Origin of the sequence: Bacillus cereus group sp. BfR-BA-01310 (assembly GCF_022664325.1) — a bacterium.
In the GTDB taxonomy this organism is placed as follows: Bacteria; Bacillota; Bacilli; order Bacillales; family Bacillaceae_G; genus Bacillus_A; species Bacillus_A paramycoides.
The window spans coordinates 719,765-746,651 of the sequence record NZ_JAKUHD010000001.1 but is presented as its reverse complement, the minus strand read 5'-3'; the positions used below and the strand labels follow the sequence as shown (position 1 = coordinate 746,651).

Genomic DNA, 26,887 nt, shown 5'->3' with positions numbered 1-26,887 from the left:
TACGTGAAATTACTAGATTTATTATCAAAAGGAATTGTAATAGGTGACGGTGCGGTTGGAACGTTATTACATTCGCATGGTTTACAAAGTAGTTTTGAAGAATTGAATTTGTCTGATCCGGACTTAATTATATCAATCCATAAACAATATGTAGCTGCTGGAGCGGATATTATTCAAACGAATACGTATGGGGCAAATGAAGCGAAATTACGTATGTATGGCTTGGAAAATCAAGTTGTCCAAATTAATAAAGCGGCGGTGAAGCTTGCGAAAGCATCAGTAACAGAACGAAATGCAATTTTAGGGACAATTGGCGGTATGAAACATATTGGAGCTGTTACAACGACTGATATAGAGCGAGAATTTATGCTACTTGAGCAGGCAGGTGCTTTACTAGAAGAACAGGTTGATGGATTACTATTAGAAACTTTTTATGATGAATTTGAATTATTGCATGCCGTTAAAGTATTGCGTAAACAAACGAATATTCCGATTGTAGCTCAGTTAGCGTTACATGAGGCAGGTACGACTCAAAATGGGAATGATGTAAATGAAATATTAAAACAGCTTTTAGATTACGGTGCAAATGTCGTTGGATTGAACTGTCAACTAGGACCACTTCATATGACGGAAGCTTTCAAAATGATATCGATCCCTCAAGATGGCTATTTATCAGCATATCCGAATGCAGGTCTCCCAAATTATGTGGAGGGGCGTTACGTGTATGAGGGAAGTCCAGCATATTTTGAAGAGATGACACCAAAATTTATTGAACAAGGTATTCGTTTATTAGGCGGTTGTTGTGGTACCACCCCGAAACATATTGCAGGAATGAAACGTGCTATTGCAAATATTGCCCCCGTAATAGCAAAGGAGACGATTCCAAGGCCTAAAGTGGTCCATACACACGAGAAGCGTTCGAGAGCTCATGTTACTCTCGCGGAGAAGGCAAAGAAACAAACGACAGTTGTAGTGGAATTAGATCCACCGAAAACGTTAGATACGCAGCGATTCTTTGAAGGGGCAAGAGCACTGAAAAGGGCTGGAGCGGATGCTATTACTCTAGCAGATAATTCATTAGCATCTCCTCGCGTTTCTAATATGGCTATGGGTGCATTATTAACGAAGCATGATATTCCAGTATTGACGCATTTAACGTGTAGAGATCATAACGTCATTGGATTGCAGTCTCATTTGCTTGGATTATCAGCATTAGGTATGGAGGAAGTGTTAGCTTTAACTGGTGATCCAGCGCGTGTTGGTGATTTCCCAGGTGCAACTTCTGTATATGATTTGTCATCTATCGAGCTAATTAAAATGATTAAAGAGATGAACGACGGTCGTTCTATTTTAGGGAAATCAATCGGCCCGGCAACAAGATTTTCTGTCGGAGGTGCATTCAATCCTCATGTAAGACATTTAAAAGCAGCGGTAAAACGAATGGAAAGAAAAATAGATGCTGGAGCAGAGTACTTCTTAACTCAGCCGATTTATGATGTAGCTTTAATTAAAGAAGTATATGAAGCGACAAAGCATTTGGAACAACCTATCTTTATTGGAATTATGCCGTTAGTAAGTAAGAGGAATGCCGATTTTCTTCATTTTGAAGTGCCGGGTATTACTCTTCCAGAAGAGATAAGGCAAAGAATGGATGGACATGAAACGAAAGAGGCAGCTATCGAAGAAGGAATTCGTATTTCACAACAATTAATTGATGCAGCGATGAAATATTTTAACGGTATTTATCTTGTTACGCCGTTTTTAAAATATGAAATTACAGAACATCTCGTGAAATATGTGAGAGAAAAGCAAGAAGTGAAAGAAGTGAAAGAAGGTATTAATTGATGAAACGAATAGAAGAGAGATTACAACATGAAATTTTAATATTAGATGGTGCAATGGGAACGATGATCCAACAAGAAGACTTAACAGCGGAAGATTTTGGAGGAGAAGAATACGAAGGGTGTAATGAATATTTAGTAAAAACAAGACCCGATGTTATTTTAAAGATTCATAAAGCTTATATTGAAGCTGGTGCAGATATTATTGAAACAAATACGTTTGGTGCAACTAATATTGTACTAAGTGATTATGCATTGTCTCATTTAGATGAAGAGTTAAACGAAAGGGCAGCGCTTTTGGCGAAGCAAGCGGTTAAAGAAAGCGGGAAAGAAGTATTTGTTGCGGGAGCGATGGGACCAACGACGAAAGCGATTAGTGTTACAGGCGGTGTGACTTTTGAAGAGTTAATCGAAGCATATACAAGGCAAGCGAGAGGATTATTAAGAGGAGAAGTTGATGTATTGCTCGTTGAGACGAGTCAAGATATGCGTAATGTAAAGGCTGCGTATATTGGAATTCAATCGGCGTTTGAAGAACTAAACAAAATAGTACCTATTATGATTTCGGGAACAATTGAGCCGATGGGAACGACTTTAGCAGGGCAAACAATCGAAGCTTTTTATTTATCAATAGAGCATATGAAGCCGTTATCTGTTGGATTAAACTGTGCGACTGGTCCGGAATTTATGAGGGAACATATTCGTTCGCTATCTGATTTATCGGAGTGTTATATTTCTTGTTATCCAAATGCCGGTCTTCCAGATGAAGATGGGCATTATCATGAATCGCCAGCTTCACTTGCTGAAAAAGTAAAACGTTTTGCTGAGGAAGGCTGGATTAATATTATTGGTGGTTGTTGTGGCACAACACCCGCACATATAAGTGCAATGAAATCGACGCTTGCCTCGATTAATCCTCGTGAGCATCATGAACGAGTTGGACATGGAGTTAGTGGGCTAGAAGCACTGCAATACGATGATTCTATGAGGCCCCTATTTGTTGGAGAAAGGACGAACGTAATTGGATCGCGTAAGTTTAAAAGATTAGTAGCAGAAGGGAAATTTGAAGAGGCTGCTGAAGTGGCAAGAGCACAAGTGAAGAAAAATGCTCATATTATTGATATTTGTATGGCGGACCCTGATCGTGATGAAATAGAAGATATGGAAAGATTTTTGGCAGAAGTTACGAAAGTGCTAAAAGTCCCGATTATGATTGATTCGACAGATGAAAATGTTATGGCGAAAGCTCTTACTTATATTCAAGGAAAAGCTGTTATTAACTCTATTAATTTAGAAGATGGAGAAGAACGTTTTGAAAAAGTGACACCTCTTCTTCGGAAATACGGTGCTGCTATAGTTGTAGGGACAATTGATGAAGATGGTATGGCGGTTAGTGCAGAAAGAAAGATAGAAATTGCTAAAAGAAGTTATGAGTTACTAACGAAGAAGTACGGTATACGCCCATCTGATATTATTTTTGATGCGCTTGTGTTTCCTGTAGGAACAGGTGATGAAGAATATATAGGTTCAGCGGCAGCGACTATAGAAGGGATTCGTCTTATTAAAGAAGCGTTACCAGAATGTTTAACAATTTTAGGGGTGAGTAATATATCATTTGGTCTGCCGCCGGCCGGCCGAGAAGTGTTAAATTCGGTCTTTCTTTATCATGCAACGAAAGCAGGATTAGATTATGCGATTGTCAATACGGAAAAATTAGAGCGCTATGCGTCAATTCCGGAGGAAGAAAAACGTCTTGCAGATGCATTATTATTTGAAACGACGAAAGAGACGTTAGAAGAGTTTACAAACTTTTATCGTGTTGCCAAAACGAAAGATGTCGTTGTACAAGAAACGCTAACGCTTGATGAACGATTAGCAAACTATATTGTAGAAGGTACGAAGCAAGGACTACAAGAAGATTTAAGTCTCGCGCTTACAGAAGGACGAAAACCGCTGGATATTATTAATGGTCCACTTATGACAGGAATGGATGAGGTGGGGCGATTATTTAATAATAATGAGCTTATAGTTGCTGAAGTATTGCAAAGTGCTGAAAGTATGAAAGCTGCCGTAAGCTATTTAGAGCCACATATGGAATCTAGCGATAGTGCGAAAAAAGGGAAAGTATTATTAGCGACCGTTAAAGGGGACGTACATGATATTGGGAAAAACCTTGTTGAAATTATTTTATCAAATAATGGATATGAAATTATTAATTTAGGAATTAATGTTCGTTCGGATAGAATTGTTCAAGAAGTACAAGAAAAGAAACCTGATATCATTGGTCTTTCCGGTTTATTAGTAAAATCAGCTCAACAAATGGTAACGACTGCCGAAGATTTAACAGCAGCGAATATTGATATTCCAATTGTTGTCGGTGGTGCAGCGCTAACGAGAAAGTTTACAGATAATCGTATTTCTCCATCATATAAAGGGCTCGTATGTTATGCGAGTGATGCGATGACTGGCCTTGATATTATTAATCGATTACAAAAAGAAGAAGAGCGTGAGAAGATGAAGCAAGATAAAAAGGAACGCCATCTTCATATTGTGAAACAAGAGGAGAAGAAAGTAGAAATTCCGGCAGTTATTGAACCTTTACCAAAAGCGACGGTTATAGTGCCCGATTCAACAAAACGAATTGTATTACGCGATATTCCGGTTTCACATCTTTCCCCATTTTTAAATAGACAAATGTTACTCGGGCACCACCTTGGATTAAAAGGAAACGTAAAAAAACTCCTGCAAGAAGGAGATAAAAGAGCGCATGAGCTAAATGACTTAATTGATGAATTATTACAAGAAGGACAATCTTGGTTACGTCCGAAAGCGGTATATCAATTTTTCCCGGCGCAAAGTGATGGACAAAATATCGTTATATACGATCCAGAAGATCATACACGTATTATTGAGCGATTCGAATTTCCGAGACAAGGAAAAGCTCCATACCGTACTTTAGGTGATTACTTACGCCCGATTGGAGATGAGATGGATTATGTTGCTTTCTTATCTGTCACTGTTGGAGAAGGTGTCCGCGATGTTGCAGAGGAATGGAAGGCGAAGGGAGATTATCTACGCAGTCATGCGATTCAATCGTTAGCACTCGAATTAGCAGAGGGGCTCGCAGAGAAAACACATATGTTAATTCGAGATCGCTGGGGAATTCCAGATTCACCAGAACTGACGATGGAGGAACGATTCCGTACAAAATATAGAGGTATTCGTGTTTCATTTGGTTATCCAGCATGCCCAGAACTTGCTGACCAAGAAAAATTATTTCGCTTAATTCACCCAGAGGAAATAGGGATTTCATTAACAGAAGGATTTATGATGGAGCCGGAAGCGTCTGTAACGGCCATGGTATTTTCTCACCCTGAGGCAAGGTATTTTAGTGTACTATAGTGTAGAAGGGGGAGACGTATGAAAAAAATAGTCTTTACAGGTGGCGGTTCGGCAGGACATGTAACACCTAATTTAGCAATTATTCCACATTTACAGGAAAAAAACTGGGACATTTCTTACATCGGTTCTCATCAAGGAATTGAAAAAACGATTATAGAAAAGGAAGGAATTCCGTACTATAGTATTGCAAGTGGGAAGCTACGTCGTTATTTTGATTTGAAAAACATAAAAGATCCTTTCCTTGTGATGAAGGGTGTTATGGATGCGTATATAAGGATTCGAAAACTAAAACCGGATGTTATTTTTTCAAAAGGTGGTTTCGTATCTGTACCAGTCGTAATTGGCGGATGGTTAAATAGGGTGCCAGTTTTGTTACATGAGTCTGATATGACACCTGGACTAGCAAATAAAATTGCGCTCCGTTTTGCCTCAAAAATATTTGTTACATTTGAAGAAGCTGCGAAGCACTTACCGAAAGAGAAAGTAATATATACAGGATCGCCCGTGCGTGAAGAAGTACTAAGAGGAAATCGTGAAAAAGGTTTAGAGTCTCTAGGATTTTCCCGTAAGAAATCAGTTATTACTGTTATGGGAGGAAGTTTAGGAGCAAAGAAAATTAATGAAACTGTTCGATTGGCACTTCCAGATCTTCTGAAAAATTATCAAATTGTTCATCTTTGCGGAAAAGGAAATCTTGATGAATCATTACAAAATAAAGAAGGATATAGACAATTTGAATATGTACATGGAGAGTTACCAGACATATTAGCAGCAACAGATTTTGTTATTTCACGTGCAGGATCCAATGCGATTTTTGAATTTTTAACATTGCAAAAGCCGATGCTTTTAATTCCGTTATCGAAATCTTCAAGTCGCGGAGATCAAATTTTAAATGCAGAATCCTTTGAAAGACAAGGGTATGCATCGGTATTATATGAAGAGGATGTAACGGTGGACTCGCTTATACAGCATGTAGAAGAGTTATATCATAATAATAAAACGTATAAAGAAGCGTTAAAAAAATATAATGGAAAAGAAGCGATAAAGACCATTATTAAACATATCTCGGAGGCATGATTTTTAAATCATGCCTTTTTCAATAGAATGAAAGGTTCGAAGAATTGATATATTTATGTTACAATAACAGATGGTTAATAGGGAAATTCCAATTGATTAAGCGTGAAAATACGAATGGATTAGGAGTGACTGTGTTGGAGCTAAGTCTCTATGAAAATACTGCACTTATTATATGCTTTGTGTTGTACGTTGGTAGTGTTATTGTTTATATTTCACGGAAATTTTCACAAGAACGAGAGCTTGAGAAATCAGAAATAACAGCTGAACTAGAAATGTTAGCTGATGAAAGTTATAAAAAACAAAAAATAAAAGAAGACCATGAGGCACCCCATCATTTAAACACAAATAAGTTCTAAAGATGGGGATTTCTTTTGAAAAAAATCCCATTAACGCTAAAGAAGGAGTTTCCCCATACATAATTAAGGAGTGTATATAAATGAATTTTTATATCGCCTCAGGATTCCAAAATAAACATCTTGTACGCTCTATAGCGAATGAACTGAAAAATTCAGGATGGCACCATACATATGATTGGACCCAAAATGAAAGAGCAGTTAATCAAGAACAATTAAGAGAAATTGGTCAGGCAGAGAAGAATGCTATAAAAGAAGCCGATGTCTTTTTACTTATATTAGATGGCGGAAATGGAAGTCATACAGAGTTTGGAATGGCGATTGCGCTAGAGAAAAAGGTATATATTTATCATGAAGGAAACCCGCTGCAAACAACGTTTTACCATTTGCCAGAGGTAAGTATTTTTGATGGAGATGCATCTGAGTTTGCATCTTATGTTATAAAACATATGGAATAATAGTAACTACCTAAAAGATTATAAAAGTGATCTTTTGGGTACAGTGATGATAAGAAAAAGCCATAAAGGAGTTATGTTATATGAAATTAGAAAATGGATGGGAAACAAGTTTTTTAGAAGTTGTACAAAATAGTGAGTTCAAGAAAGATGCACTTCTTAGCCAATTGCTTTGTGAGGATAGTGAAGAAGTGGAAGAGCTTGTTGATGACTATGGTTATGAAGAGATTATTGAACGTGAACATGATGATGAGTTAGCTGAAATTTTAGGAGAAGAACTTTTCAGTGAGATGGAACGACACGTATTTTTATCTTCACAGCCAGAAGAAAAACTTATTTCATTCGTCAATGGATTAGGTTTTCATGTGTTAGATTGGATCGTGCTTCTTGAAACAGAATTTGGCATTGATAGTGCAAATTTCACATCGGATGCAGTAAAAATGTTAGAAAAACGTTTTAGACAGTTCCCATACATAGAAGATAAAACGATTTTTGATATGACTTTTGGAGAAGCAATGGATGTATTACAATCCGTTACAGGATTACAACTAAAAGAAAAGATGAACATATAATGAAAAAAGAACGTGAGGATATCACGTTCTTTTTTTTACATAATAATAATTTTATCATCTAGCTTTGTTTGTCCAGTAAGAAGAGCATTTAAATACTCTACTTTTCGTATGCAAGTTTGTATATGTCTTTCGACCTCTTGTAACTCTGCTTGGTGATGTGTCTCAATTGGGTGAATTTGTACGTTGAATTTTTCAAATTGACTACTATATGTTATTTCTGCATAGCCGCTCATAATATCGGTTTCGTTATGAAATAAAAATTTCTTTGTTTCTTCACAGAATGATACATCCTGAAAGCCATATACTTTTAATGCTTCAATTACTTTTTTAATCATGTTTGTATTCATTTTTTAACCCTCTTTACGAAGTTCTACTTATATATTATAACATAAAAAATTACATAGAAAGCGCTTCCAAGTGTGTTTTATTATAAACTTTACGTTTCAATCATAAAAATGAAACAAAGAAAAAATAATTGTAAAGAAGGAAGGACTCTTTTATTGTTTCGTCATATATATAGAGAAATAGTGCAATGAAAGGAAATTTTCCGAAGTTGTGTTCGTATTTCCAATTTGAGCGCAGTAAAAGAGGTGAGAATCTTGAACTTTGATATTGTAGGGCAAAAAGCATATATAAAAGATGGGCCGCATCGGAACCGAATTGGAATTGTAAAGAAAAAGGAAAAACAATTAGAGACATATTTTGTAATTGTAATTGATGATCAAAGTATTGATGTAGAGCTAAAGGATATTGTTTTAGTTGGAGTAGATGTGCGGCAATTTCATGAATGGTGCGAGCAAAATGGTTATTTGTAAAAGGGACGGGCTGTGAGAAAATAAAAGATATTGGTAGAGCTTTATTTATAGTATTTGAGACGATATGTTATGCCTTATGTTTGAAAGATAAAGTGAAACTTTAATCAGTGGGGGTTTTGTTCATCCCCCACTGATTATTAGTTGAACCAATCGGGCATTAACGGGCAGTAAGGCTCCCACCTAACTTCCTCGCATTCTCCGAATTTTGAGGTGGGAGCCTTACTGCCCGTTAATGCGGAATAAAGAGGAAGATGGGAAGAAATAAAAAAGGAAGCTAACAATTTACCATGTTAGCTTCCTTTTTTATTATGAAGCAATTTCCCCAGTTTTTACATCGTCTTGATTGTACGTATCTTGATCTAATTCACCAAGCCATTTACTAGAAATAAGACCTGCTGTCATAGAGCCACTCACGTTAAGAGCTGTACGCCCCATATCGATTAATGGCTCAACCGAGATAACAAGAGCGACAATACCGATTGGTAAGTTCATTGTAGATAGTACGATTAATGCTGCAAATGTTGCACCGCCACCAACACCGGCAACACCGAATGAGCTAATTGCAACGACAGCGATTAAAGTTAAAATGAATTGTGGTTGTAACGGATCAATTCCGACAGTTGGAGCGACCATCATTGCAAGCATCGCTGGATAAATACCTGCGCAACCATTTTGACCGATAGATACCCCGAAGGATGCAGCGAAGTTTGCGATTCCTTCTGAAATACCAAGTTTTTCTTTTTGTGCTTCAATATTTAATGGCATTGCACCTGCGCTAGAGCGAGAAGTGAATGCGAAAGTTAATACAGGGAATACCTTTTTTACATATTGAATTGGATTTAAACCAGATAGAGCAATTAATAATAAGTGAATGATAAACATTACGATAAGTGCTACATAAGACGCCAAAACGAAATTACCAAGTTTTAAAATAGCATTTATATCGCTACCAGCAACTGTTTTCGCCATAAGTGCTAATACGCCGTATGGAGTAAGTCGTAAAATTAACGTTACCATTCGCATTACGATCGCATATGCAGCATCAAGCATCTTTTTAAATAACTCAGCTTGTTCTGGATACTTTCTCTTTACACCGATAAAGGCAATTCCGATAAAGGCTGCAAAAATTACGACAGAAATTGTTGATGTAGGACGAGCACCTGTTAAATCAAGAAATGGATTTGTAGGTAACAGTTCTAATAATTTGTCTGGAATTGTTGTTTTTTCAATTGAAGTAAATCTTTCTTCAACTAGCTTCAGGCGAGCAGATTCTGCAGCACCTTGTTGTAAACCTGTTGCTGATACATCAAATCCTGCACTTGCAGCTATACCGACAGCCGCAGCAATTCCTGTAGTAAGAATTAAAATTCCAATAATAAGACCACTGATTTTACCAAGGTTTTTCGTTAATTGTAATTTTGTAAATGCTGAAATAATAGATACTAAAATAAGTGGCATAACGATCATTTGTAGTAATTTCACATAGCCGTTACCGATTAAACCGAACCAGTTATTAGATTCAATAATTACTTTAGAAGTAGGCTCATAAATAAATTGTAATATAAGACCAAAGATAATTCCGACTCCTAAAGCAGTAAATACACGTTTATTAAAAGATACATGCTTACGTTGCATATAATACAATACACCAACTAAAATGAGCATGACTGCGATGTTAATACCGACAAGCAGTGTATTCATGTTAATTCCCCCTAATTCCAATGTGTTATATAGAATATAAATTAACAAAACCGATAAGTCAACTAGGAAATCGCGGGAATTAAAAAAAGATGGCAAATTTGCCATCTTTTAATGTCCAACTCCAGGGACAAGTAAAAACGTTGTGTACCATGTAAATCCAATGAAGAACACTGTTAAATACGCCCCGAATACGTATATATACATACGCTCTGTTAATTTTAAATAGCTTAAAAGTACGAAGAAACCTGTTTGTCCTAAAAATAATAGTGCGGTCGAATACATATCCCCTAAGTAAAACATAACCGAGAAAATTCCAGTCCAAAAGCCGAGAACGCGAAACATGCGCTCCATGCCATCTCCCTCCTTTTCTAGAAAAAGTAAAACCTCTCTTCATTATAGTTTATTTTTCATACTATTGTAAATATTCGTTCATATAAAAGAAAAGAAGCCAACTATAATTGACTTCTTCTCAGATAGGAAATTAAATTTGAATTTTATAGTTACAAGATTTACATCCGTCAAGTAGACTATCATTTCTTGTTAATTCCGCATTCGGGAATAGGATTTCAAAAATTCCTCTCATCATATCTCCGTGCATATTACAAATTTCAGTCGGATGATGAACAGCAACTTCTTTAAATGGGCAATTGTGTACATCATAGAAAATTTTAGTTCCATCTGTACTTAATTCAAAAGCAGGAGATAAGCCAGCTGTTGAGAATGCTTCTTTTGCGATTTGAATTTTTTGTTCTATTGTTAAAGCTTCTTCACTTACATTTAACTGATGCATATGTTGTTCCATTAATTCTTTACCAAATTGTTTTCCTGTTTCATAAAGTGCTTTTTCACCAGCTGCCCCAAGGCTAAGTAGTGAATTAAAAGCTACTTTCGCTAATAATTGATAATCGCGAAATGGGAATTGTAACTGGATGACATCTTGAGACAAGACGTATAGTCTGCTCGGTCGCCCGCCCTTTCCAGTTTTCTTTGTCTCTGACTTTAGCATATTAACATCTTCTAATTTAGATAAATGCAAGCGTGCTACGTTTGGATGAATGTTAAACTCATCTGCAATTTCTTGTACAGTTACGTAATTATGTTTTTGCGAAATGTATTTATAAATGTAATAACGAGTTGGGTCAGATAATACACCTGTAATTTTTAAAGTTTGTTCCATGAGGATCTCCACCTTTATCACTTTATCCAAGATATTAACATTATAATACAGATAAACTTACATATAGGTAATTTCAGACAATAATTCGGAAATTGTTCATAATTTCACAAACATATTTTTCCTTTTTGTTCTAGTGAAAAGACAAAAGTACTAATTTTTCTTTTCCAGTTTTTCATGATATATACATGGTGAGGAGGGAAGTTTGATGAATGGTGTCGAGCTTTTTGCGAATATGATTATGAAAGAAGCTTGCGGGGTACAAGCATCGGACCTACATATTGTACCAAGGCAAAAGGATGTGGCGATTCAATTACGTATAGGAAAAGATTTAATTACGAAACAGTATATTGAAAAGGACTTTGGAGAAAAGCTTGTTTCGCATTTTAAATTTTTAGCATCGATGGATATAGGAGAGAGGAGAAAGCCACAAAGTGGTTCATTGTATTTACAAATCGATGGACAGGAAGTATATTTACGCCTTTCAACACTTCCAACAGTATACCAAGAAAGTCTCGTTATTCGCCTACATTTACAGGCATCTGTTCAGCCACTGTCTCATCTTTCATTATTTCCAAGCTCAGCGAAAAAATTACTCTCTTTTTTACATCATTCTCATGGGTTACTCGTGTTTACTGGACCGACGGGCTCTGGAAAGACAACGACAATGTATGCATTATTAGAGGCAGTTAGAAAAAGACAAACACGTCGCATCGTTACACTTGAAGATCCGGTTGAAAAAAGGAAGGACGGCTTATTACAAATTCAAATTAATGAAAAAGCAGGTATCACATATGAGACGGGACTAAGGGCTATTTTACGTCACGATCCGGATATTATTTTAGTCGGTGAAATTCGTGATGAAGAAACAGCAAAAGTAGCTGTAAGAGCAAGTTTGACTGGACATTTAGTAATGACGACGTTGCATACAAATGATGCGAAAGGAGCGATACTACGATTTATGGATTACGGTATTACACGACAAGAAATTGAACAATCATTATTAGCCGTAGCAGCGCAGCGACTCGTTGAACTAAAATGTCCGTTTTGCAAAGGGAAATGTTCAACTTTATGTAAATCAATGAGGCAAGTAAGGCAGGCGAGCATTTATGAGTTGTTATATGGATATGAATTGAAACAAGCGATTAAAGAAGCAAGTGGAGAGCATGTTATGTATAACTATGAAACATTGGAATTGGCAGTACGAAAAGGATATGCTTTAGGGTTTTTAGAAGAAGATGTTTATGTTTAAGAGAAAATGGAGTTTAAGCGATCAAGTGTTACTGTTGAAAAGGCTAAGCGAGTTATTAGAAAAAGGTTATTCACTTTTACAGGCGTTAGAATTTTTGCAGTTTCAATTACCTTCAGGAAAGAAAGATCAGGTACAGCGCATGATAGAGGGGTTGAAAAACGGACAAAGCTTGCATGATTCTTTTCATCAATTAATGTTTCATCCGGATATGCTAAGTTATTTGTTTTATGCTGAGCGACACGGTAATATTTCTTTTGCATTGCAACAAGGGAGTGTGCTTCTTTATAAGAAGGATAAATATAAGAAAGATATGATGAAAGTACTTCAATATCCTATTTTTTTAGCGGTTTTTTTAATGCTTATTCTTTCTGTTTTCAACCTCGTTTTATTGCCACAGTTTGAAACTCTCTATAGTTCTTTACGTTCTACAACATCACCTCTTACGGAGCAAGTTTTATTTATAATCAAATCATTACCTTACTTCATTTTTATCATTTTTCTTACTGTAATAATTGGGTTTAGTTTATATATGTTTTACTTTCGAAAACTTCCTCCTATTCAAAAAGTAAAGATTTTAATCCATATTCCTCTCATGAAAACATTTCTTATTTTAAATCATTCGCATTATTTTTCTGCTCAATTAAGTGGATTATTACAAGGGGGATTGTCAGTGCTAGAAGCTTTAATAGTAATGATGGAACAAAAGCATCATCCATTCTTTCAGTATGAAGCAACCAGGATTGAAAGACAATTAATTGCGGGAGAACAGTTACAAACTATTATTGCTAAAAGTGGTTATTACGAAAAAGAACTTTCTTATATTATTACGCATGGACAAGTAAACGGTAATCTGGCAACTGAGCTTGGTGATTATAGTGAACTTATTATTGAAAAGATAGAACGGAAAATTAAAAACATTTTAGTTGTAATTCAACCGATTTTATTTACATGTATCGGGGTTATAGTCATTCTTATGTATTTGGCAATGATTATGCCAATGTTTCAAATGATGAATTCAATTTAGGGGGATTTGTATGGAGAATGAGAAAGGTTTTACTCTTTTAGAAATGCTATTAGTAATGGTTGTTATATCTGTATTATTACTATTAATCATTCCAAATGTAGTTACACAGTGTTCCTCAGTGCAAGGAAAAGGGTGCGACGCATATGTAAAATCTGTAGAAGCACAAATACAAGTATATCAGTTACAGTATAATAAGATTCCATCAATAGATGCGCTTGAAGAAGGAAAGTATATTACTTCTAAAACATGCCCGAAAGGCGAATTAATCTATATTTCCGATGATGGTGCAGTATCTGTCGGGAAATCGTGAAGCAAAAAGGTTTTACGTTTTTAGAAATGTTACTCGTTTTATTTACTATTTCTGTACTGAGTGTTGTTGCGCATTTTAATGTTACTTCATTATATGAAAAACAAAGAGTTGAGCAGTTTTTGAAACAGTTTTCAAATGATGTTTTGTATATGCAGCAGTTAGCGATTAAGCGTCAAAAACAGTATACGTTACGATGGTATAAAGAGAAAAATATGTATTATATTTGGGAATCGGAGACGGAATCTTTAATTGCTAAGAGAGAATATGATAAAAATATACAAATTGATTTGCATACTTTTCCAAACCCGATGACGTATAATTTGAGGGGAAATATTAATAGGGGTGGTACGATTTTACTTTCGTATCGAAATTACAAATATGAGATTGTATTTCAGCTCGGAAGAGGGAGATTTACGTATCGTGAAGTGTCAAAAAGGATCAGTAATGGCTGAGATGCTAGTAGCACTAAGTTTATTAATGATGGCGGTATCGTTATTGCTCCCGCAAACGATATTGATTATGCAAGAAAGAAAAAATATACAAATGCGCTATAAAGCATTTGTATTATTAAAAAAAGAAGCAACTTTATTCGTGTATGAGAATGAGGAAAAGCGAATAAAAGAGCAAGTTATAAAAGGAGTTGTATATTACACATATTGGAGAGGAGATGAAGTTTGTACGATGTGGCATGATGTGAAAGGGAGAACGATGGAGCAATGCCTTTATGCAGAGAAAAAATAAATTAGAAGCGGGGTTCACATTAATAGAAATGATTGCGTGTTTGTTTCTTTTATTAATGTTCTTTTTACTTTTACCACGGCTTCATATTATAGGGATCGAAAATATACAGTCAAAAGGATTAAATGATTGGGAGTGGGATGTATTTTTAGAGCAAGTGCAAATGGAGTATCGTGAAGTATCAATGGGGAGAAATATAGTAATTGAAAATAATGAAAGTATTTTGCGTTTCCAACACCGTAATGGTGATGAGGTGACGTATGAAAAAGTGGATAGTAATCTTATAAGAAAAGTAAATATGCGCGGAAGGGAATTTATATTACAAAATGTTGAAGCAGTTTCGTACAAATTAACACCTCATTTGCTATTTATATACGTGAAAGATATAAGTGGTGAAATATATGAAGGTGTTGTTATGCGCTATAGTGAAATTGGAATAGAAACATGAGAAAACAAGATGGATTTGCATTGCCAGGAACAATTATTCTGCTGGTTTTATTAACTTCTTTTTTGATGTATGAAACAAATATGTTACTTTCGGATAAAAAATTTTATATTGAAATAGAACAAAAAATTTTTATGGAGGAACTTGTTGATCGAGCTATTGCAGATATAAAAAAAGACTTACAGCAAAAAGAAAAGAATGATACATTTTTATTTCAGTATGAAAAAGGAAAAGTGAGTGGAAAATATGTCTTTGAAAATGATGTTATTATCATTTCGTTGCAGTGTGTTACGAAACAGAAAGTTTTTTATGTAGTGAGCTTTCGCTATAGGAAAAAGGATAATAAAATATTTGATTGGGTAGAAGGCTGATATGTAAATGTAATTGAGAGAACTGGATGTCAATATTTATATAAAATATATATAGAAAAACCATGTATCTCGATTCAAAAATGAGTCGAGTTTTTTTATGGGAATGGATAAATATAGAAGGTTAAAGTTTAAATTTTCTCAAAAAAGAGAAGGGTGGGAAGAGTATGATATATTCATGCTATCCGATCATTTTTTTAAGGGAGATAGGTACATGGAAAATGAAAATCATATAGTTGGAAATAAAGAAATGACGATTTTTGATCACAAAGGCAACACGATTGTGACAGAGGATAGAGATGTACACATTATCTCAAGATTCGAAGAGCCTCTTATTGTCGTATTAGCAAATGTATTAAGTGATGAAGAATGCGATGAATTAATCGAATTGTCTAAAAATAAAATGGAGCGTTCTAAAATTGGTTCATCACGTAATGTAAATGATATTCGAACAAGTAGCGGTGCATTTTTAGAAGAGAATGAACTTACTTCGAAGATTGAAAAACGAATTTCATCTATCACGAATGTTCCTGTAGCGCATGGAGAAGGATTGCACATTTTAAATTATGCAGTGGATCAAGAATATAAAGCGCACTATGATTATTTTGCGGAACATAGTAGATCAGCTGCTAATAATCGTATAAGTACACTTGTCATGTACTTAAATGATGTAGAAGAAGGCGGGGAAACATTCTTTCCGAAATTAAATCTTTCTGTACACCCTAGAAAGGGAATGGCAGTATACTTCGAATATTTTTATCAAGACCAATCACTAAATGAGCTTACGTTACACGGAGGGGCACCTGTTACGAAAGGCGAGAAATGGATTGCAACGCAATGGATGAGAAGAGGTACTTATAAGTAAAAGCAAGCTAGCTAGCTTGTTTGATTGTGAAAAAATAGTGAGTATGTTACGTTTTGTTCTTCATAGCATAAGAAGAACAAAACGTTTTTTTATTAAATAAAGTAACATCTTTCGTTATAATAACAAATAATAACGGATGATTGAGAGGGACGAAAATGAAGTCTATATACATAACTGGTTATATGGGAGCAGGGAAAACAACAATCGGGAAAGCACTAAGTAAAGAACTTCATATGGATGTTGTAGACACAGATCACCAAATTGAAGAGAAGCAAGGAAAGTTAATTCGGCACATTTTTGCCGAAGAAGGAGAAATTGTTTTTCGTGAATATGAAAGTGAAATGTTGCGTTCACTACCAGCCCATAATGTAATTATTACAACTGGTGGAGGGATTATTGAACGCGCAGAAAATCGAAAGTGGATGAAAGAGAACGGCACTATCGTATATTTATATTGCGATCCATATGTGATTGCAGAAAGGCTTCGTGAAGATACGACACGTCCGCTATTTCAGAAGAAAGATATAGATGCATTTGTAACGAAATTCGAATCGCGCCGAGCTTATTATGAAGAGGCGGATATTCATATTGATACGACAAATAAGTCTGTAGAACAAATTATGAATGAATTAAAGGGGAAGATTAATGTATAAAAAAGTGGACATACTAATCAAGTAGGGGTGATGATAATATGTCTACTAATGATTATGTTCGCTTTGTGACACAGCAATTTGTGTCATATATGGATGCTCCAAAAGAGGATCGAAAACAAAAGAAGGAACAACGCCGTGCAGAGAAAGAGCCATTCTTAAATAAATGGTTTGGTGTTATGCCGCTGAGCGCTGCTTTGTTTTATCGAAATGTAAAAGATAAAAGAAAAAAATCAAGCTAATTATTTTCTACGAGTATTTACGGTGAAAATACATTGGATTCTTTTGTGATAAGTATATGGAATGAAAAATCCCTAGTGCAATAAGGCACTAGGGATTTTTTCTATTGTACAGACTCTTTTTCTTCTGTAACTGCATGTATTTTATTATTTACCCATACAAATCCTATTCCTATACAAATAGAAATTCCCCAACCAACAGCGGTCATAATAGCTCTCATTTCACCATATCCATCTACACCGAAAACAGAGATAAAATAGATTTTCAAGAAGCTTTTTAAAATAAATTGAAGACCAAAAAATAGTGTTAAATATTGTAATGCTGGATATATACGACTATCACGATAAAGCTCACGGCTTTTATCGCGATCATGACCTTGCAGTGCTGCAATATCCGCAGCAAAATATAACATAAGTGGTTTTTTTATAAAAATTGAACATATGACGATAATACCGAGTACGATATGGTAATATGCATCATTCCATAACATTCGTTCGGCTGATCCTGATATTAAATCTACAGTTGTATTAGCGATGAGTGTGATTAAAATAAAGAACCCTGTCACGTTAAACTGTTTTTCCTTTTTAAACGTATACAGTGTATAAATAATCCCAGGGATAGATGAGATTAACATTGCGTAATAAGGATCGATATAAGGTTTTGCAAATTTCCAAATGAGGAATGGGAATACGAGATAAAAGACAAGATCTAATATAGCTTTTTTATTTTGATTCATATACAGCCTCCTTAAGTCATACATATATTTTATAATATAATTTCTGAAAATTGTATAAGGTTTAATGGAAAAAGAAAAAGTATATCAATCTTTGGGGGAGTAGTAGATTGAAAAAAATTGCCCCTAGCGTAGTAAGTTTTTTTAGTATATAATAAAGGAAACGCTTTCATTTTTGATTTGTTCACAAAATGGACGGAAAATCACATATTTACTATTGATATGTTGCTTTATAATGAAACTAATTAAATATACATGCATACAATATTGTGAAATAAATAACATAAATAATCTATATAAATGTAAACGTTATCAAAGAGAGAGGTGGAGACAATGAGTAAATTTTTCTTCAATCATAATCCAGCAACATTAGAGGATGGAAGGCTTGTTAAGTATGCTGAAATTATTTATGGAGAAGGTGGCCGTTCTGTATTAGAAAATTTAATGGTGAAGGCATCTATCAGATTGCGTGATCGTTATCCGAATAAATCTGACGAGCAAATCTCGAACCTCGTAAATCAAGGTATCCATGATATGTTTCAAAAATACGTGAATGAGTAAGAGTAGCTAATTGCTGCTCTTATTTTTTTGTATAAGGATTGAGCCTCTAGCTGAAAATAAAGGTGCATGTTGAAACATGAAAAAGGAGGGGAAAAGATGAGCAATGGAATTGGGCGTTCAAAAGAGAATCTTCCGACTGATGCAAATCATGTAAGTGCGAAGGATCGTGCATATCAGAAACGTATGACGAAGAAAAACCAGCAAGAGCGTAATGACGATAGAGAATAGGCTGGGAAATATCTTAAAAGAAGCTCCTTCTAAAGCTGAAGGAGCTTTCTTTAAGATAGAAAATGATTTGCGGTAATATAGAAGAGACCACCGTTTATAATTTGCATTGTAATGCGTGGTTCGTATTGTTCTTGTAATGCTTGCTTTTCAATTTCATAGCTTTCTGGCAGTTCATCGTTATCTTCGTAAAACCGATTTAAAAGGTCTAAATCGTGATTCCAACGCACTCTTGCTTCTTTTGCCCACGTATGGTCGTCTTCAGCTATTATACTTTTTAAAGCATCCTCTATACGTTGTAAGCCACTTTGTGGCTTAATGATAGGTGAGAGTGTAAAACAAAAATCAGGTATTTTCGGCGTGAGTTTGATCTCTGCTAAAGTGTCATGAAAGTTTGCAATCATTGTGCCAGAAATAAGATGAATACCGATGGAATGAAGTATGTCTTTTTTTCGGTCGCATTGATAAGATACTTTTATATTTACACCAAGCCAAGGATGTAGAGGGGTATGAGTTGCCCCGCTATGTTTCACTTCCTCATATAAACGTATGTATGAACCTAGTTCTTTTGTTGTTTCAAAGATTTGATGCAAACGTGGTGAACCGTAATGAATAAGTTCACCATCATTTTCTTCATCCTCCGAATTTGTAAGGAGAGTAAGACGCATCGGATTAGGAATGCCTCCTGTTTTTTCGAGATAGTGCCAATAGAAAGGACGATTCATTAATAATTTGTCCATTTCAATTGTTAATTGTACATCTAATAGATGAGGAGAGTGCTCTAAAATTTCACAGTTATTCGCCTCGAAAAAGTTGTATAAGTAATTATGAATTTCATTTTGCTGCATAGTCTTGCACCTCAGCTTCATTGCGCTTCGCAAAATCGATAATAGATGTTAAATTTTCCATCTTGATTCGAATTTCACCTTCGCTTTTTGATTGCGCGAAAATTTCTTGAATATGCGAATCAATATTTTTCATATTGATTCTCGTTAAAATTTCATCGAGTTCGCCGATTACACGTTCAAATAAATTAATTTTTTCATATAGTAGTTTTAAAATGTGCTCTTCAACAGTATGTTTTGTTGCTAAGTTATAAATGTGAACATCATTTTTTTGTCCTAGGCGGTGAATACGCCCAATCCTTTGCTCGAGGCGCATTGGATTCCATGGTAAGTCGTAATTAATCATATGGCTACAAAATTGCAAGTTAATTCCTTCACCGCCAGCTTCGGTCGCAATTAACACTTGTGCATGATTTTGGAAAAGCTCCTTCATCCAATCTTTCTTCCCGCGCTTAAATCCACCGCGAAATGGGACAGAGGAAATTCCATGTTGCTGTAAGAACCATTGTAAATACATTTGCGACGCTCTATATTCAGTGAAAATGATGACCTTATCGTCAATTTCTTTTATAAGCTCTAGAGCTTTATTTGCTTTTGAGTTGAACGGAATATGATTAATTTTATCCATCAGCACATCAATATGTGGGTCCTGTATGTAATGCTCATTTTCTTTCTGCCTTTTTTCTACATGTTTTTTTAATGAATAGTAAACAGCTTCACGACTACTACATGCCTCTCGTTTTAAAGTTAAGGATGAGAAAGCGGACGTGAAGGCATCTTGTCCTCGCCAATTTTCAATTTCAGTATATAAAGCTTGTTCTTCGTCATTAAACTCAACGAATAATGTTCGTACATGCCTCTTTGGCCAATCAATCCCAGTATTATGACGTCTATTTCGAACCATCACTTTATTGATGAGAGCTTTTAAATCTTCATCAGATTCAGCTGAACGATTTTTGGAAGCATAATATTCTTCAAAATTAGATTGATTGCCTAAATGACCTGGTTTTAATAAAGAAACAAGGTTGAAGATTTCATCAATTTTATTTTGAACGGGAGTTGCGGTTAGTAATAAACAAAACTTCTTTTTTAATCGTTGTGCAAATTCATAGTTTTTTGTTTTATTATTTTTTAGTTTATGTGCTTCATCGATAATAATCAGATCATACTCTAAGTTTAAAACGATATCGCGATGTGGCGAACGTTTCGCAGTATCGATTGATGAAACGATGACATCAGCTTGTTCCCAAGAATAACTTTTCTTTTGAGCGACCGCAGGAATAAAAAATTTTGTGTTTAGTTCATACGCCCACTGAGAAACGAGGGAAGCTGGAACGAGAATGAGTACTTTTTTTACAAGTCCTCGTACCATATATTCTTTTAAAATAAGACCAGCTTCGATCGTTTTTCCAAGTCCGACTTCGTCTGCTAGAATCGCTTTACCATTCATTTGTTCAATGACATTTTGAGCGACTTCTAATTGATGTGGAAGCGGCGTGAAATGTGATAAATGTTTCGGTGCTTGCAATCCATCAAAAGTAGGGACGAGTAATGATTTCTCTGTTTTATAAGCTAAATGATATAAATCCCAATTTGTCCAAGGACCATCTTCATCAATTCGTTTTAAAAAATTATTTTGCCACGTTCGATCTACGGAAATATCAACATTCATTAAGACTCTCCCACCTTTTATAAACTAAAGTGATTATGAAAAAAATCTTTATTATAAGCCTTGTAATAAGGCGCTATCACACTTACTAAAAGTTAAAGAATAGGCAATGGTAAAGGGATAAATCCCAGAAGTTGTATTTAATAAGATTAAGAATAAAAAATTCTAAATTATTTTTTATGCTAGAATATTGATGAAATATAGCGAATAATGTTAGGATAATGTTGTGAAATGTGTGGAATCTTTCGTATTTTATCCAAGAAAGTAACTTTTTATTTACGCTTTCATAAAAAAATATAATGAGATTCCGTATATCCTTATCTTTTCAGAATGAAAATGTTTAGATATGGGAAGCAACTTTTATTGATTTGTCAGAGCATAAGGGGGAAAGAGCATGATTACATTACAACGTACACCGTTATTTGATGTATACGCGAAGTATGGCGGGAAAACAATCGACTTCGGTGGTTGGGAATTACCAGTTCAATTTTCAAGCATTAAAGAAGAACACGAAGCTGTACGTACAGCGGCAGGTTTGTTCGATGTATCTCATATGGGAGAAGTAGAGGTAAAGGGTGTAGATAGTTTAGCATTTTTACAACGTGTTGTTACAAATGACGTATCTACCTTAAAGGTAGGAGGCGCACAATATACAGCTATGTGCTATGAAAATGGTGGCACTGTAGATGATTTATTAATCTACAAACGTGGTGAAGAAGACTATTTATTAGTAATCAATGCATCAAATATCGAGAAAGATTACGAATGGTTAGCAAGTCATGTAATTGGCGATGCGAAAGTAGTCAATGTTTCTAGTGAAGTTGCACAGCTTGCAATTCAAGGACCAAAAGCAGAAGGCATTTTACAAAAAGTTGTGTCAGAAGATTTGAAAGAAATTAAGTTCTTTAAATTTAAAAACGATATTCTTGTAGATGGAATTCCTGCACTTGTATCTCGTACAGGTTACACGGGTGAAGATGGATTCGAAATTTACTGTAAGAGTGAAGATGCTGCAAAACTTTGGGAGAAACTTCTTGAAGTTGGAACAGAAGAGGGCTTAAAAGCATGTGGTTTAGGTGCTCGTGATACACTTCGCTTCGAAGCAACTCTTCCGTTATACGGACAAGAATTATCAAAAGATATTACACCGCTTGAAGCAGGAATTGGCTTTGCGGTTAAAACAAATAAAGAAGCAGACTTCTTTGGAAAAGAGACGTTAAAAGAGCAAAAAGAAAACGGTGCACCTCGTAAGTTAGTCGGCATCGAAGTAATCGAACGTGGTATTCCTCGTACGCATTACCCTGTATTTATAGGAGAAGAAAAAATCGGGGAAGTAACGAGTGGTACACAATCTCCAACGTTAAAGAAAAGCATTGGTTTAGCACTAATTGATGTAAAATACGCAGCAGTTGATACAGAAGTAGAAATTGAAATTCGTAATAAACGCGTCAAAGCAGTAGTTGTTCCAACACCATTTTATAAACGTTCAAAGTAACGGGGAGAGGGGTAGATTTCATGTTGCATCGTTATCTTCCAATGACAGAAGAAGACAAAAAAGAAATGTTACAAACAATCGGCGTTCAAACGATTGATGAGTTATTCTCTGATATTCCAGAGAGTGTTCGTTTTAAAGGGGATTTAAAAATTAAAGAAGCAAAATCAGAGCCAGAGCTTTTAAAAGAGTTATCTCAAATGGCTAGTAAAAATGCGAACTTAAAAGAATACGCTTCTTTCTTAGGAGCAGGCGTATACGATCATTACGCTCCAGTAATTGTTGATCATGTTATTTCTCGTTCAGAATTTTATACAGCTTACACACCATACCAACCAGAAATTTCACAAGGGGAGTTACAAGCAATTTTTGAATTCCAAACAATGATTTGTGAATTAACAGGAATGGATGTAGCAAACTCTTCTATGTATGACGGAGGTACAGCTTTAGCTGAAGCGGCAATGCTAGCAGCTGGTCATACGCGCAAAAAGAAAATTCTTGTGTCTAGTGCAGTTCATCCAGAATCAAGAGCGGTACTTGAAACATATGCAAAAGGTCAACATCTTGAAGTTGTTGAAATTGATCATAAAAACGGTGTAACAGATTTAGAAGTATTACAAAGTGAAGTAGATGATACAGTTGCTTGTGTAATCGTTCAATATCCAAACTTCTTCGGACAAGTTGAAAAGTTAGCTGATATCGAAAAAATCGTTCATCAACAAAAATCATTATTTATCGTTTCTTCAAATCCATTATCATTAGGCGCATTAACACCGCCAGGGAAATTTGGTGCTGATGTTGTAATCGGTGATGCACAACCATTTGGTATCCCAACGCAGTTTGGTGGACCTCACTGTGGTTACTTTGCAACAACGAAAGCATTTATGCGTAAAATTCCAGGACGTCTTGTCGGACAAACTGTAGATTCAGATGGTAAACGTGGGTTTGTATTAACGTTACAAGCACGTGAACAGCATATTCGCCGTGATAAAGCGACGTCTAACATTTGTTCAAATCAAGCGTTAAATGCATTAGCAGCATCAGTTGCAATGACAGCACTTGGAAAACAAGGTGTGAAAGAAATGGCACGTCAAAATATTTCTAAAGCACAATATGCAAAACGTCAATTCGAAGCGAAAGGTTTCACAGTAACATTCGCTGGACCATTCTTCAATGAATTTGTTGTAGATTGTAAACGTCCAGTTAAAGAAGTAAATGATGTATTAATACAAAAGAATATTATCGGTGGTTACGACCTAGGCCGTGATTATAAAGAGCATGCAAACCATATGCTTGTAGCAGTAACAGAGCTTCGTACAAAAGAGGAAATTGACACACTTGTAAACGAAATGGGGGCTATCCAATGAAGAACCAAGACCAAGCACTTATTTTTGAAATGAGTAAAGAAGGACGCGTAGGATATAGCTTACCCAAATTAGATGTAGAAGAAGTAAAATTAGAAGATGTGTTTGAGAGTGATTATATTCGAGTAGAAGATGCAGAGCTTCCAGAAGTATCTGAACTTGATATTATGCGCCATTACACAGCGCTTTCAAACCGTAACCACGGTGTGGATTCAGGGTTCTATCCACTTGGATCTTGTACGATGAAATATAATCCGAAAATTAATGAAAACGTAGCACGCTTCGCAGGCTTTGCAAATATTCATCCACTTCAAGATGAAAAAACAGTGCAAGGTGCAATGGAATTAATGTACGATTTACAAGAACATTTAATTGAAATTACAGGTATGGATACCGTTACATTACAACCAGCAGCTGGTGCACACGGAGAATGGACAGGTTTAATGCTAATTCGTGCATACCATGAAGCAAAAGGTGACTTTAACCGTACGAAAGTAATTGTTCCTGATTCTGCTCACGGAACGAATCCAGCATCTGCAACTGTAGCTGGTTTTGAAACAATTACAGTAAAATCAAATGAAAATGGTCTTGTTGATTTGGAAGACTTAAAACGTGTTGTCAATGAAGAAACGGCAGCACTTATGTTAACAAATCCAAATACATTAGGCCTATTCGAAGAAAATATTTTAGAAATGGCAGAAATCGTCCATAATGCAGGCGGTAAATTATACTATGATGGTGCAAACTTAAATGCCGTATTAAGTCAAGCTCGCCCAGGAGATATGGGATTTGACGTTGTGCATTTAAACCTTCATAAAACATTTACAGGCCCGCACGGCGGCGGTGGCCCAGGTTCTGGTCCAGTAGGTGTGAAAGCTGATTTAATTCCGTTCTTACCAAAACCAATTTTAGAGAAAACGGAAAACGGTTATCACTTTAACTACGACCGTCCAGAAGCAATTGGACGTGTGAAACCATTCTATGGTAACTTCGGAATTAACGTTCGTGCATACACATATATTCGTTCTATGGGTCCAGATGGATTACGTGCAGTAACTGAGTATGCTGTATTAAATGCAAACTATATGATGAGAAGATTAGCACCGTTCTACGATCTTCCATTCGATAGACATTGTAAGCATGAATTTGTATTATCAGGTCGTCGTCAAAAGAAACTTGGTGTACGTACGTTAGATATTGCAAAACGTCTGCTTGATTTCGGCTACCATCCACCAACAATTTACTTCCCATTAAATGTGGAAGAATGTATTATGATTGAGCCAACAGAAACAGAATCAAAAGAAACGTTAGATGGTTTCATTGATAAAATGATTCAAATTGCTAAAGAAGTAGAAGAAAATCCAGAAGTTGTACAAGAAGCGCCACATACAACGGTAATTAAACGTTTGGATGAAACGATGGCTGCTCGTAAACCAGTGTTACGTTACGAAAAACTAGCACCTGTACAAGTTTGATTGGAAAAAAAGAACTCGCTATATGCGGGTTCTTTTTTTTGCAAAATTGGTGCAGATAGCATGAAAAAAATGTTAAAAATTTATATTTTTTGTTTCATATTGCTGTAATGATGCCGTTTCATAGGTGGTTTTGTTGAAAAAGTCGGTTTGATAAAAGTATTTATTTTTGTTAGAATTTTATTGAAATTAAGAAGATGTGATGGGGCAGAAATTACTCATTTTTATGTATATGTGAAAAAACGAGCAAGACGGGGGTGGAAGTGTGGGATATCGATGTTATAGAATGGTATACCATTTAGAAAACGGAGAAACAATTAAAGATGTAAAAGAATTTTGTTATCGAGACCAAGGGAAAGTGTTAGAAAGAGTAGCGCATCGTGTAATGGATAATAGAGAAGTGACAGCGATTGATAAACAAGGAACAATCATTTCAATAGCGTGTGAGGACATTGTAAAGGTAGAACTCGATTACATAACAGAAAGTTAACCTTGAGTCATATCGAATTATTCGATACAATATACTGTTGAATGGTGAAGTGAAAAGAGAGGAGTTTATCATGGGTAGTACAAGACACTTTTATATGTTTATTTTAGCGTTTGTTCTTGTTGTGGCGTTAACGATTTATTTAATTGTTGATAGCACTTGGTACAACACAGTTCATCCAGCATTCCTTCTGTTTATGTATGTAGGAATTGCAGTAGTTAGTTTCGGAATGAGAGACGAAATGTTAGATCGCTTTGAAAAGTGATACATATACGAAAGGCCAACAGGAAAATGTTGGTCTTTTTTTCTTGCCAAAAATAGGATGTTGTGTATATACTGTATATATAAGTTATATACAGTATATACACACTGGAGGAAAACATGAATATTATTATTTCGAATTCTTCCCAAGACCCTATTTATGTACAAATAAGGAAACAATTAAGCCAGCTTATTTTAAATGGTGTTTTAAAGGGTGGAGACCAATTACCGTCTATTCGTAGTTTAGCGAAGGAATTACAAATTAGTGTAATTACAACGAAGCGTGCGTACGAGGAGCTTGAAAAAGAAGGTTATATAGAAACTGTTGCTGGGAAGGGGACGTATGTTTCACGTAAAAATAATGAACTATTAAAAGAACAACGTTTACGTTTATTGGAAAGTAAGGCTGAAGAAATTGTGAGAGAAAGTAAAGTGTTGCAGCTTTCACTAGAAGAATTGCAGCAGATGATTGCGTGTTTATACGAGGGGGAATGAG

General features: G+C 35.5%; 33 protein-coding genes. 25 read left to right on the top strand and 8 right to left on the bottom strand.

The annotated features are described in order from the left end of the window. Nucleotides 1-3 precede the first annotated feature (3 nt). From MR109_RS03920 to MR109_RS03895, 6 genes are all read left to right on the top strand, one after another. Entirely contained in the window at nucleotides 4-1,845 is a 1,842-nt protein-coding gene (locus MR109_RS03920; protein WP_242271142.1) for a bifunctional homocysteine S-methyltransferase/methylenetetrahydrofolate reductase, read from the top strand. Further along, entirely contained in the window at nucleotides 1,845-5,243 is a 3,399-nt protein-coding gene (metH, locus tag MR109_RS03915) for a methionine synthase (RefSeq protein WP_242271141.1), read from the top strand. The genes MR109_RS03920 and metH overlap by 1 nt, the downstream gene beginning before the upstream one ends. 18 nt (nucleotides 5,244-5,261) lie before the next feature. Beyond that, on the top strand, nucleotides 5,262-6,320 hold the full coding sequence (locus MR109_RS03910; RefSeq protein WP_242271140.1) for an undecaprenyldiphospho-muramoylpentapeptide beta-N-acetylglucosaminyltransferase: 1,059 nt from the start codon (nucleotides 5,262-5,264) through the stop codon (nucleotides 6,318-6,320). Nucleotides 6,321-6,415: 95 nt separating this feature from the next. Continuing rightward, nucleotides 6,416-6,676, top strand: coding sequence for a DUF3966 domain-containing protein (locus tag MR109_RS03905; RefSeq protein ID WP_025147442.1), 261 nt, complete (start codon nucleotides 6,416-6,418; stop codon nucleotides 6,674-6,676). Nucleotides 6,677-6,756: 80 nt separating this feature from the next. After that, the gene (locus tag MR109_RS03900; protein WP_098473268.1) at nucleotides 6,757-7,131 is read left to right on the top strand and encodes a nucleoside 2-deoxyribosyltransferase; all 375 of its coding nucleotides are present in this window, start codon (nucleotides 6,757-6,759) and stop codon (nucleotides 7,129-7,131) included. Nucleotides 7,132-7,211: 80 nt separating this feature from the next. Further along, nucleotides 7,212-7,700 (top strand): hypothetical protein, encoded by a 489-nt coding sequence (locus MR109_RS03895; protein WP_242271139.1) that lies wholly within the window; start codon nucleotides 7,212-7,214, stop codon nucleotides 7,698-7,700. A 35-nt stretch (nucleotides 7,701-7,735) separates the two neighbouring features. Here MR109_RS03895 and MR109_RS03890 read toward each other — a convergent pair whose 3' ends face one another. Further along, nucleotides 7,736-8,047, bottom strand: coding sequence for a hypothetical protein (locus MR109_RS03890; RefSeq protein WP_071718624.1), 312 nt, complete (start codon nucleotides 8,045-8,047; stop codon nucleotides 7,736-7,738). A 252-nt stretch (nucleotides 8,048-8,299) separates the two neighbouring features. Here MR109_RS03890 and MR109_RS03885 point away from each other — a divergent pair, with 252 nt between their 5' ends. Next, nucleotides 8,300-8,515: a DUF3912 family protein gene (locus tag MR109_RS03885; RefSeq protein WP_002173455.1), complete on the top strand. Its 216-nt coding sequence runs from the start codon at nucleotides 8,300-8,302 to the stop codon at nucleotides 8,513-8,515. Nucleotides 8,516-8,821: 306 nt separating this feature from the next. Here the strand turns inward: MR109_RS03885 and MR109_RS03880 are convergent, their stop codons facing one another. From MR109_RS03880 to MR109_RS03870, 3 genes are all read right to left on the bottom strand, one after another. Next, on the bottom strand, nucleotides 8,822-10,216 hold the full coding sequence (locus MR109_RS03880) for an L-cystine transporter (protein ID WP_048374185.1): 1,395 nt from the start codon (nucleotides 10,214-10,216) through the stop codon (nucleotides 8,822-8,824). A 108-nt stretch (nucleotides 10,217-10,324) separates the two neighbouring features. Beyond that, nucleotides 10,325-10,567: a DUF2626 domain-containing protein gene (locus MR109_RS03875; RefSeq protein WP_098303818.1), complete on the bottom strand. Its 243-nt coding sequence runs from the start codon at nucleotides 10,565-10,567 to the stop codon at nucleotides 10,325-10,327. A 130-nt stretch (nucleotides 10,568-10,697) separates the two neighbouring features. Next, nucleotides 10,698-11,393: a helix-turn-helix transcriptional regulator gene (locus tag MR109_RS03870; RefSeq protein WP_002173452.1), complete on the bottom strand. Its 696-nt coding sequence runs from the start codon at nucleotides 11,391-11,393 to the stop codon at nucleotides 10,698-10,700. Between the two features lie 205 nt (nucleotides 11,394-11,598). On the opposite strand from MR109_RS03870, the gene comGA reads away from it, so the two are divergent. The 10 genes from comGA to MR109_RS03820 all read left to right on the top strand — a co-directional run bounded on the left by comGA (nucleotide 11,599) and on the right by MR109_RS03820 (nucleotide 17,284). Further along, nucleotides 11,599-12,642: a competence type IV pilus ATPase ComGA gene (gene comGA, locus MR109_RS03865; RefSeq protein ID WP_242271138.1), complete on the top strand. Its 1,044-nt coding sequence runs from the start codon at nucleotides 11,599-11,601 to the stop codon at nucleotides 12,640-12,642. Then, a complete protein-coding gene (gene comGB / locus MR109_RS03860; RefSeq protein ID WP_277930936.1) occupies nucleotides 12,629-13,666 on the top strand; it encodes a competence type IV pilus assembly protein ComGB in 1,038 nt (345 codons plus the stop codon). The genes comGA and comGB overlap by 14 nt, the downstream gene beginning before the upstream one ends. A gap of 10 nt (nucleotides 13,667-13,676) precedes the next feature. Then, nucleotides 13,677-13,976: a competence type IV pilus major pilin ComGC gene (comGC, locus tag MR109_RS03855; protein WP_242271126.1), complete on the top strand. Its 300-nt coding sequence runs from the start codon at nucleotides 13,677-13,679 to the stop codon at nucleotides 13,974-13,976. Then, on the top strand, nucleotides 13,973-14,428 hold the full coding sequence (gene comGD / locus MR109_RS03850) for a competence type IV pilus minor pilin ComGD (protein ID WP_071718630.1): 456 nt from the start codon (nucleotides 13,973-13,975) through the stop codon (nucleotides 14,426-14,428). The genes comGC and comGD overlap by 4 nt, the downstream gene beginning before the upstream one ends. After that, nucleotides 14,421-14,717: a hypothetical protein gene (locus tag MR109_RS03845; RefSeq protein WP_048374179.1), complete on the top strand. Its 297-nt coding sequence runs from the start codon at nucleotides 14,421-14,423 to the stop codon at nucleotides 14,715-14,717. The genes comGD and MR109_RS03845 overlap by 8 nt, the downstream gene beginning before the upstream one ends. After that, nucleotides 14,701-15,162, top strand: coding sequence for a competence type IV pilus minor pilin ComGF (comGF, locus tag MR109_RS03840; RefSeq protein ID WP_098303820.1), 462 nt, complete (start codon nucleotides 14,701-14,703; stop codon nucleotides 15,160-15,162). Before MR109_RS03845 ends, comGF begins: the two co-directional genes overlap by 17 nt. Beyond that, on the top strand, nucleotides 15,159-15,530 hold the full coding sequence (comGG, locus tag MR109_RS03835) for a competence type IV pilus minor pilin ComGG (protein ID WP_002173445.1): 372 nt from the start codon (nucleotides 15,159-15,161) through the stop codon (nucleotides 15,528-15,530). Before comGF ends, comGG begins: the two co-directional genes overlap by 4 nt. Before the next feature lie 211 nt (nucleotides 15,531-15,741). Continuing rightward, a complete protein-coding gene (locus tag MR109_RS03830; protein ID WP_242271123.1) occupies nucleotides 15,742-16,392 on the top strand; it encodes a 2OG-Fe(II) oxygenase in 651 nt (216 codons plus the stop codon). A 155-nt stretch (nucleotides 16,393-16,547) separates the two neighbouring features. Then, nucleotides 16,548-17,045 carry a shikimate kinase gene (locus tag MR109_RS03825; RefSeq protein ID WP_242271121.1) on the top strand — a complete coding sequence of 166 codons (498 nt, stop codon included), beginning with the start codon at nucleotides 16,548-16,550 and terminating at the stop codon, nucleotides 17,043-17,045. A 38-nt stretch (nucleotides 17,046-17,083) separates the two neighbouring features. After that, nucleotides 17,084-17,284 (top strand): YqzE family protein, encoded by a 201-nt coding sequence (locus tag MR109_RS03820; RefSeq protein WP_002173442.1) that lies wholly within the window; start codon nucleotides 17,084-17,086, stop codon nucleotides 17,282-17,284. Nucleotides 17,285-17,385: 101 nt separating this feature from the next. Here MR109_RS03820 and MR109_RS03815 read toward each other — a convergent pair whose 3' ends face one another. Both MR109_RS03815 and MR109_RS03810 read right to left on the bottom strand, forming a co-directional pair. Beyond that, nucleotides 17,386-18,018 (bottom strand): VC0807 family protein, encoded by a 633-nt coding sequence (locus tag MR109_RS03815; protein WP_242271119.1) that lies wholly within the window; start codon nucleotides 18,016-18,018, stop codon nucleotides 17,386-17,388. A 141-nt stretch (nucleotides 18,019-18,159) separates the two neighbouring features. After that, nucleotides 18,160-18,276: a GTP pyrophosphokinase gene (locus MR109_RS03810; protein WP_071718678.1), complete on the bottom strand. Its 117-nt coding sequence runs from the start codon at nucleotides 18,274-18,276 to the stop codon at nucleotides 18,160-18,162. Nucleotides 18,277-18,348: 72 nt separating this feature from the next. Between MR109_RS03810 and MR109_RS03805 the strand changes: the two genes are divergently transcribed. Next, entirely contained in the window at nucleotides 18,349-18,576 is a 228-nt protein-coding gene (locus MR109_RS03805) for a hypothetical protein (protein WP_000032698.1), read from the top strand. A gap of 96 nt (nucleotides 18,577-18,672) precedes the next feature. Next, nucleotides 18,673-18,804 (top strand): hypothetical protein, encoded by a 132-nt coding sequence (locus MR109_RS30020; RefSeq protein WP_053081430.1) that lies wholly within the window; start codon nucleotides 18,673-18,675, stop codon nucleotides 18,802-18,804. 50 nt (nucleotides 18,805-18,854) lie between these two features. Here the strand turns inward: MR109_RS30020 and MR109_RS03800 are convergent, their stop codons facing one another. Both MR109_RS03800 and MR109_RS03795 read right to left on the bottom strand, forming a co-directional pair. Next, nucleotides 18,855-19,649 (bottom strand): YqhG family protein, encoded by a 795-nt coding sequence (locus MR109_RS03800; RefSeq protein WP_025147459.1) that lies wholly within the window; start codon nucleotides 19,647-19,649, stop codon nucleotides 18,855-18,857. Next, a complete protein-coding gene (locus tag MR109_RS03795) occupies nucleotides 19,636-21,318 on the bottom strand; it encodes a DEAD/DEAH box helicase (RefSeq protein WP_242271117.1) in 1,683 nt (560 codons plus the stop codon). Before MR109_RS03795 ends, MR109_RS03800 begins: the two co-directional genes overlap by 14 nt. Before the next feature lie 391 nt (nucleotides 21,319-21,709). On the opposite strand from MR109_RS03795, the gene gcvT reads away from it, so the two are divergent. From gcvT to MR109_RS03765, 6 genes are all read left to right on the top strand, one after another. Further along, entirely contained in the window at nucleotides 21,710-22,810 is a 1,101-nt protein-coding gene (gene gcvT, locus MR109_RS03790) for a glycine cleavage system aminomethyltransferase GcvT (RefSeq protein ID WP_242271111.1), read from the top strand. Nucleotides 22,811-22,830: 20 nt separating this feature from the next. Continuing rightward, nucleotides 22,831-24,174, top strand: a complete 1,344-nt coding sequence (gene gcvPA / locus MR109_RS03785) for an aminomethyl-transferring glycine dehydrogenase subunit 1 (RefSeq protein WP_242271109.1) — start codon at nucleotides 22,831-22,833, stop codon at nucleotides 24,172-24,174. Continuing rightward, nucleotides 24,171-25,646: an aminomethyl-transferring glycine dehydrogenase subunit 2 gene (gene gcvPB / locus MR109_RS03780; protein WP_048374172.1), complete on the top strand. Its 1,476-nt coding sequence runs from the start codon at nucleotides 24,171-24,173 to the stop codon at nucleotides 25,644-25,646. Before gcvPA ends, gcvPB begins: the two co-directional genes overlap by 4 nt. Nucleotides 25,647-25,929: 283 nt before the next feature. After that, complete coding sequence (locus MR109_RS03775) at nucleotides 25,930-26,133, top strand: DUF3929 family protein (protein ID WP_000262495.1); 204 nt, start codon at nucleotides 25,930-25,932, stop codon at nucleotides 26,131-26,133. Nucleotides 26,134-26,203: 70 nt separating this feature from the next. After that, nucleotides 26,204-26,395, top strand: coding sequence for a hypothetical protein (locus MR109_RS03770; RefSeq protein ID WP_000535935.1), 192 nt, complete (start codon nucleotides 26,204-26,206; stop codon nucleotides 26,393-26,395). Nucleotides 26,396-26,511: 116 nt separating this feature from the next. Next, nucleotides 26,512-26,886, top strand: coding sequence for a GntR family transcriptional regulator (locus MR109_RS03765; RefSeq protein ID WP_098303828.1), 375 nt, complete (start codon nucleotides 26,512-26,514; stop codon nucleotides 26,884-26,886). Nucleotide 26,887: the final 1 nt, after the last annotated feature.

Bases quoted from the DNA above. Each gene is read 5' to 3' on its own strand.
- comGC (WP_242271126.1), top strand. From the start codon at position 13,677: ATGGAGAATGAGAAAGGTTTTACTCTTTTAGAAATGCTATTAGTAATG.
- MR109_RS03805 (WP_000032698.1), top strand. From the start codon at position 18,349: ATGAGTAAATTTTTCTTCAATCATAATCCAGCAACATTAGAGGATGGA.
- MR109_RS03890 (WP_071718624.1), bottom strand. From the start codon at position 8,047: ATGAATACAAACATGATTAAAAAAGTAATTGAAGCATTAAAAGTATAT.
- MR109_RS03815 (WP_242271119.1), bottom strand. From the start codon at position 18,018: ATGAATCAAAATAAAAAAGCTATATTAGATCTTGTCTTTTATCTCGTA.
- MR109_RS03770 (WP_000535935.1), top strand. From the start codon at position 26,204: ATGGGTAGTACAAGACACTTTTATATGTTTATTTTAGCGTTTGTTCTT.
- gcvPA (WP_242271109.1), top strand. From the start codon at position 22,831: ATGTTGCATCGTTATCTTCCAATGACAGAAGAAGACAAAAAAGAAATG.
- MR109_RS03895 (WP_242271139.1), top strand. From the start codon at position 7,212: ATGAAATTAGAAAATGGATGGGAAACAAGTTTTTTAGAAGTTGTACAA.
- MR109_RS03825 (WP_242271121.1), top strand. From the start codon at position 16,548: ATGAAGTCTATATACATAACTGGTTATATGGGAGCAGGGAAAACAACA.
- MR109_RS03875 (WP_098303818.1), bottom strand. From the start codon at position 10,567: ATGGAGCGCATGTTTCGCGTTCTCGGCTTTTGGACTGGAATTTTCTCG.
- MR109_RS03845 (WP_048374179.1), top strand. From the start codon at position 14,421: ATGGCTGAGATGCTAGTAGCACTAAGTTTATTAATGATGGCGGTATCG.
- comGB (WP_277930936.1), top strand. From the start codon at position 12,629: ATGTTTATGTTTAAGAGAAAATGGAGTTTAAGCGATCAAGTGTTACTG.
- gcvPB (WP_048374172.1), top strand. From the start codon at position 24,171: ATGAAGAACCAAGACCAAGCACTTATTTTTGAAATGAGTAAAGAAGGA.
- MR109_RS03910 (WP_242271140.1), top strand. From the start codon at position 5,262: ATGAAAAAAATAGTCTTTACAGGTGGCGGTTCGGCAGGACATGTAACA.
- metH (WP_242271141.1), top strand. From the start codon at position 1,845: ATGAAACGAATAGAAGAGAGATTACAACATGAAATTTTAATATTAGAT.
- MR109_RS03795 (WP_242271117.1), bottom strand. From the start codon at position 21,318: ATGAATGTTGATATTTCCGTAGATCGAACGTGGCAAAATAATTTTTTA.
- comGA (WP_242271138.1), top strand. From the start codon at position 11,599: ATGAATGGTGTCGAGCTTTTTGCGAATATGATTATGAAAGAAGCTTGC.
- MR109_RS03870 (WP_002173452.1), bottom strand. From the start codon at position 11,393: ATGGAACAAACTTTAAAAATTACAGGTGTATTATCTGACCCAACTCGT.
- MR109_RS03775 (WP_000262495.1), top strand. From the start codon at position 25,930: ATGGTATACCATTTAGAAAACGGAGAAACAATTAAAGATGTAAAAGAA.
- gcvT (WP_242271111.1), top strand. From the start codon at position 21,710: ATGATTACATTACAACGTACACCGTTATTTGATGTATACGCGAAGTAT.
- MR109_RS03800 (WP_025147459.1), bottom strand. From the start codon at position 19,649: ATGCAGCAAAATGAAATTCATAATTACTTATACAACTTTTTCGAGGCG.
- MR109_RS03765 (WP_098303828.1), top strand. From the start codon at position 26,512: ATGAATATTATTATTTCGAATTCTTCCCAAGACCCTATTTATGTACAA.
- MR109_RS03830 (WP_242271123.1), top strand. From the start codon at position 15,742: ATGGAAAATGAAAATCATATAGTTGGAAATAAAGAAATGACGATTTTT.
- comGG (WP_002173445.1), top strand. From the start codon at position 15,159: ATGAGAAAACAAGATGGATTTGCATTGCCAGGAACAATTATTCTGCTG.
- MR109_RS03880 (WP_048374185.1), bottom strand. From the start codon at position 10,216: ATGAATACACTGCTTGTCGGTATTAACATCGCAGTCATGCTCATTTTA.
- MR109_RS03900 (WP_098473268.1), top strand. From the start codon at position 6,757: ATGAATTTTTATATCGCCTCAGGATTCCAAAATAAACATCTTGTACGC.
- MR109_RS03820 (WP_002173442.1), top strand. From the start codon at position 17,084: ATGTCTACTAATGATTATGTTCGCTTTGTGACACAGCAATTTGTGTCA.
- MR109_RS30020 (WP_053081430.1), top strand. From the start codon at position 18,673: ATGAGCAATGGAATTGGGCGTTCAAAAGAGAATCTTCCGACTGATGCA.
- comGF (WP_098303820.1), top strand. From the start codon at position 14,701: ATGCAGAGAAAAAATAAATTAGAAGCGGGGTTCACATTAATAGAAATG.
- MR109_RS03810 (WP_071718678.1), bottom strand. From the start codon at position 18,276: ATGCATGTATATTTAATTAGTTTCATTATAAAGCAACATATCAATAGT.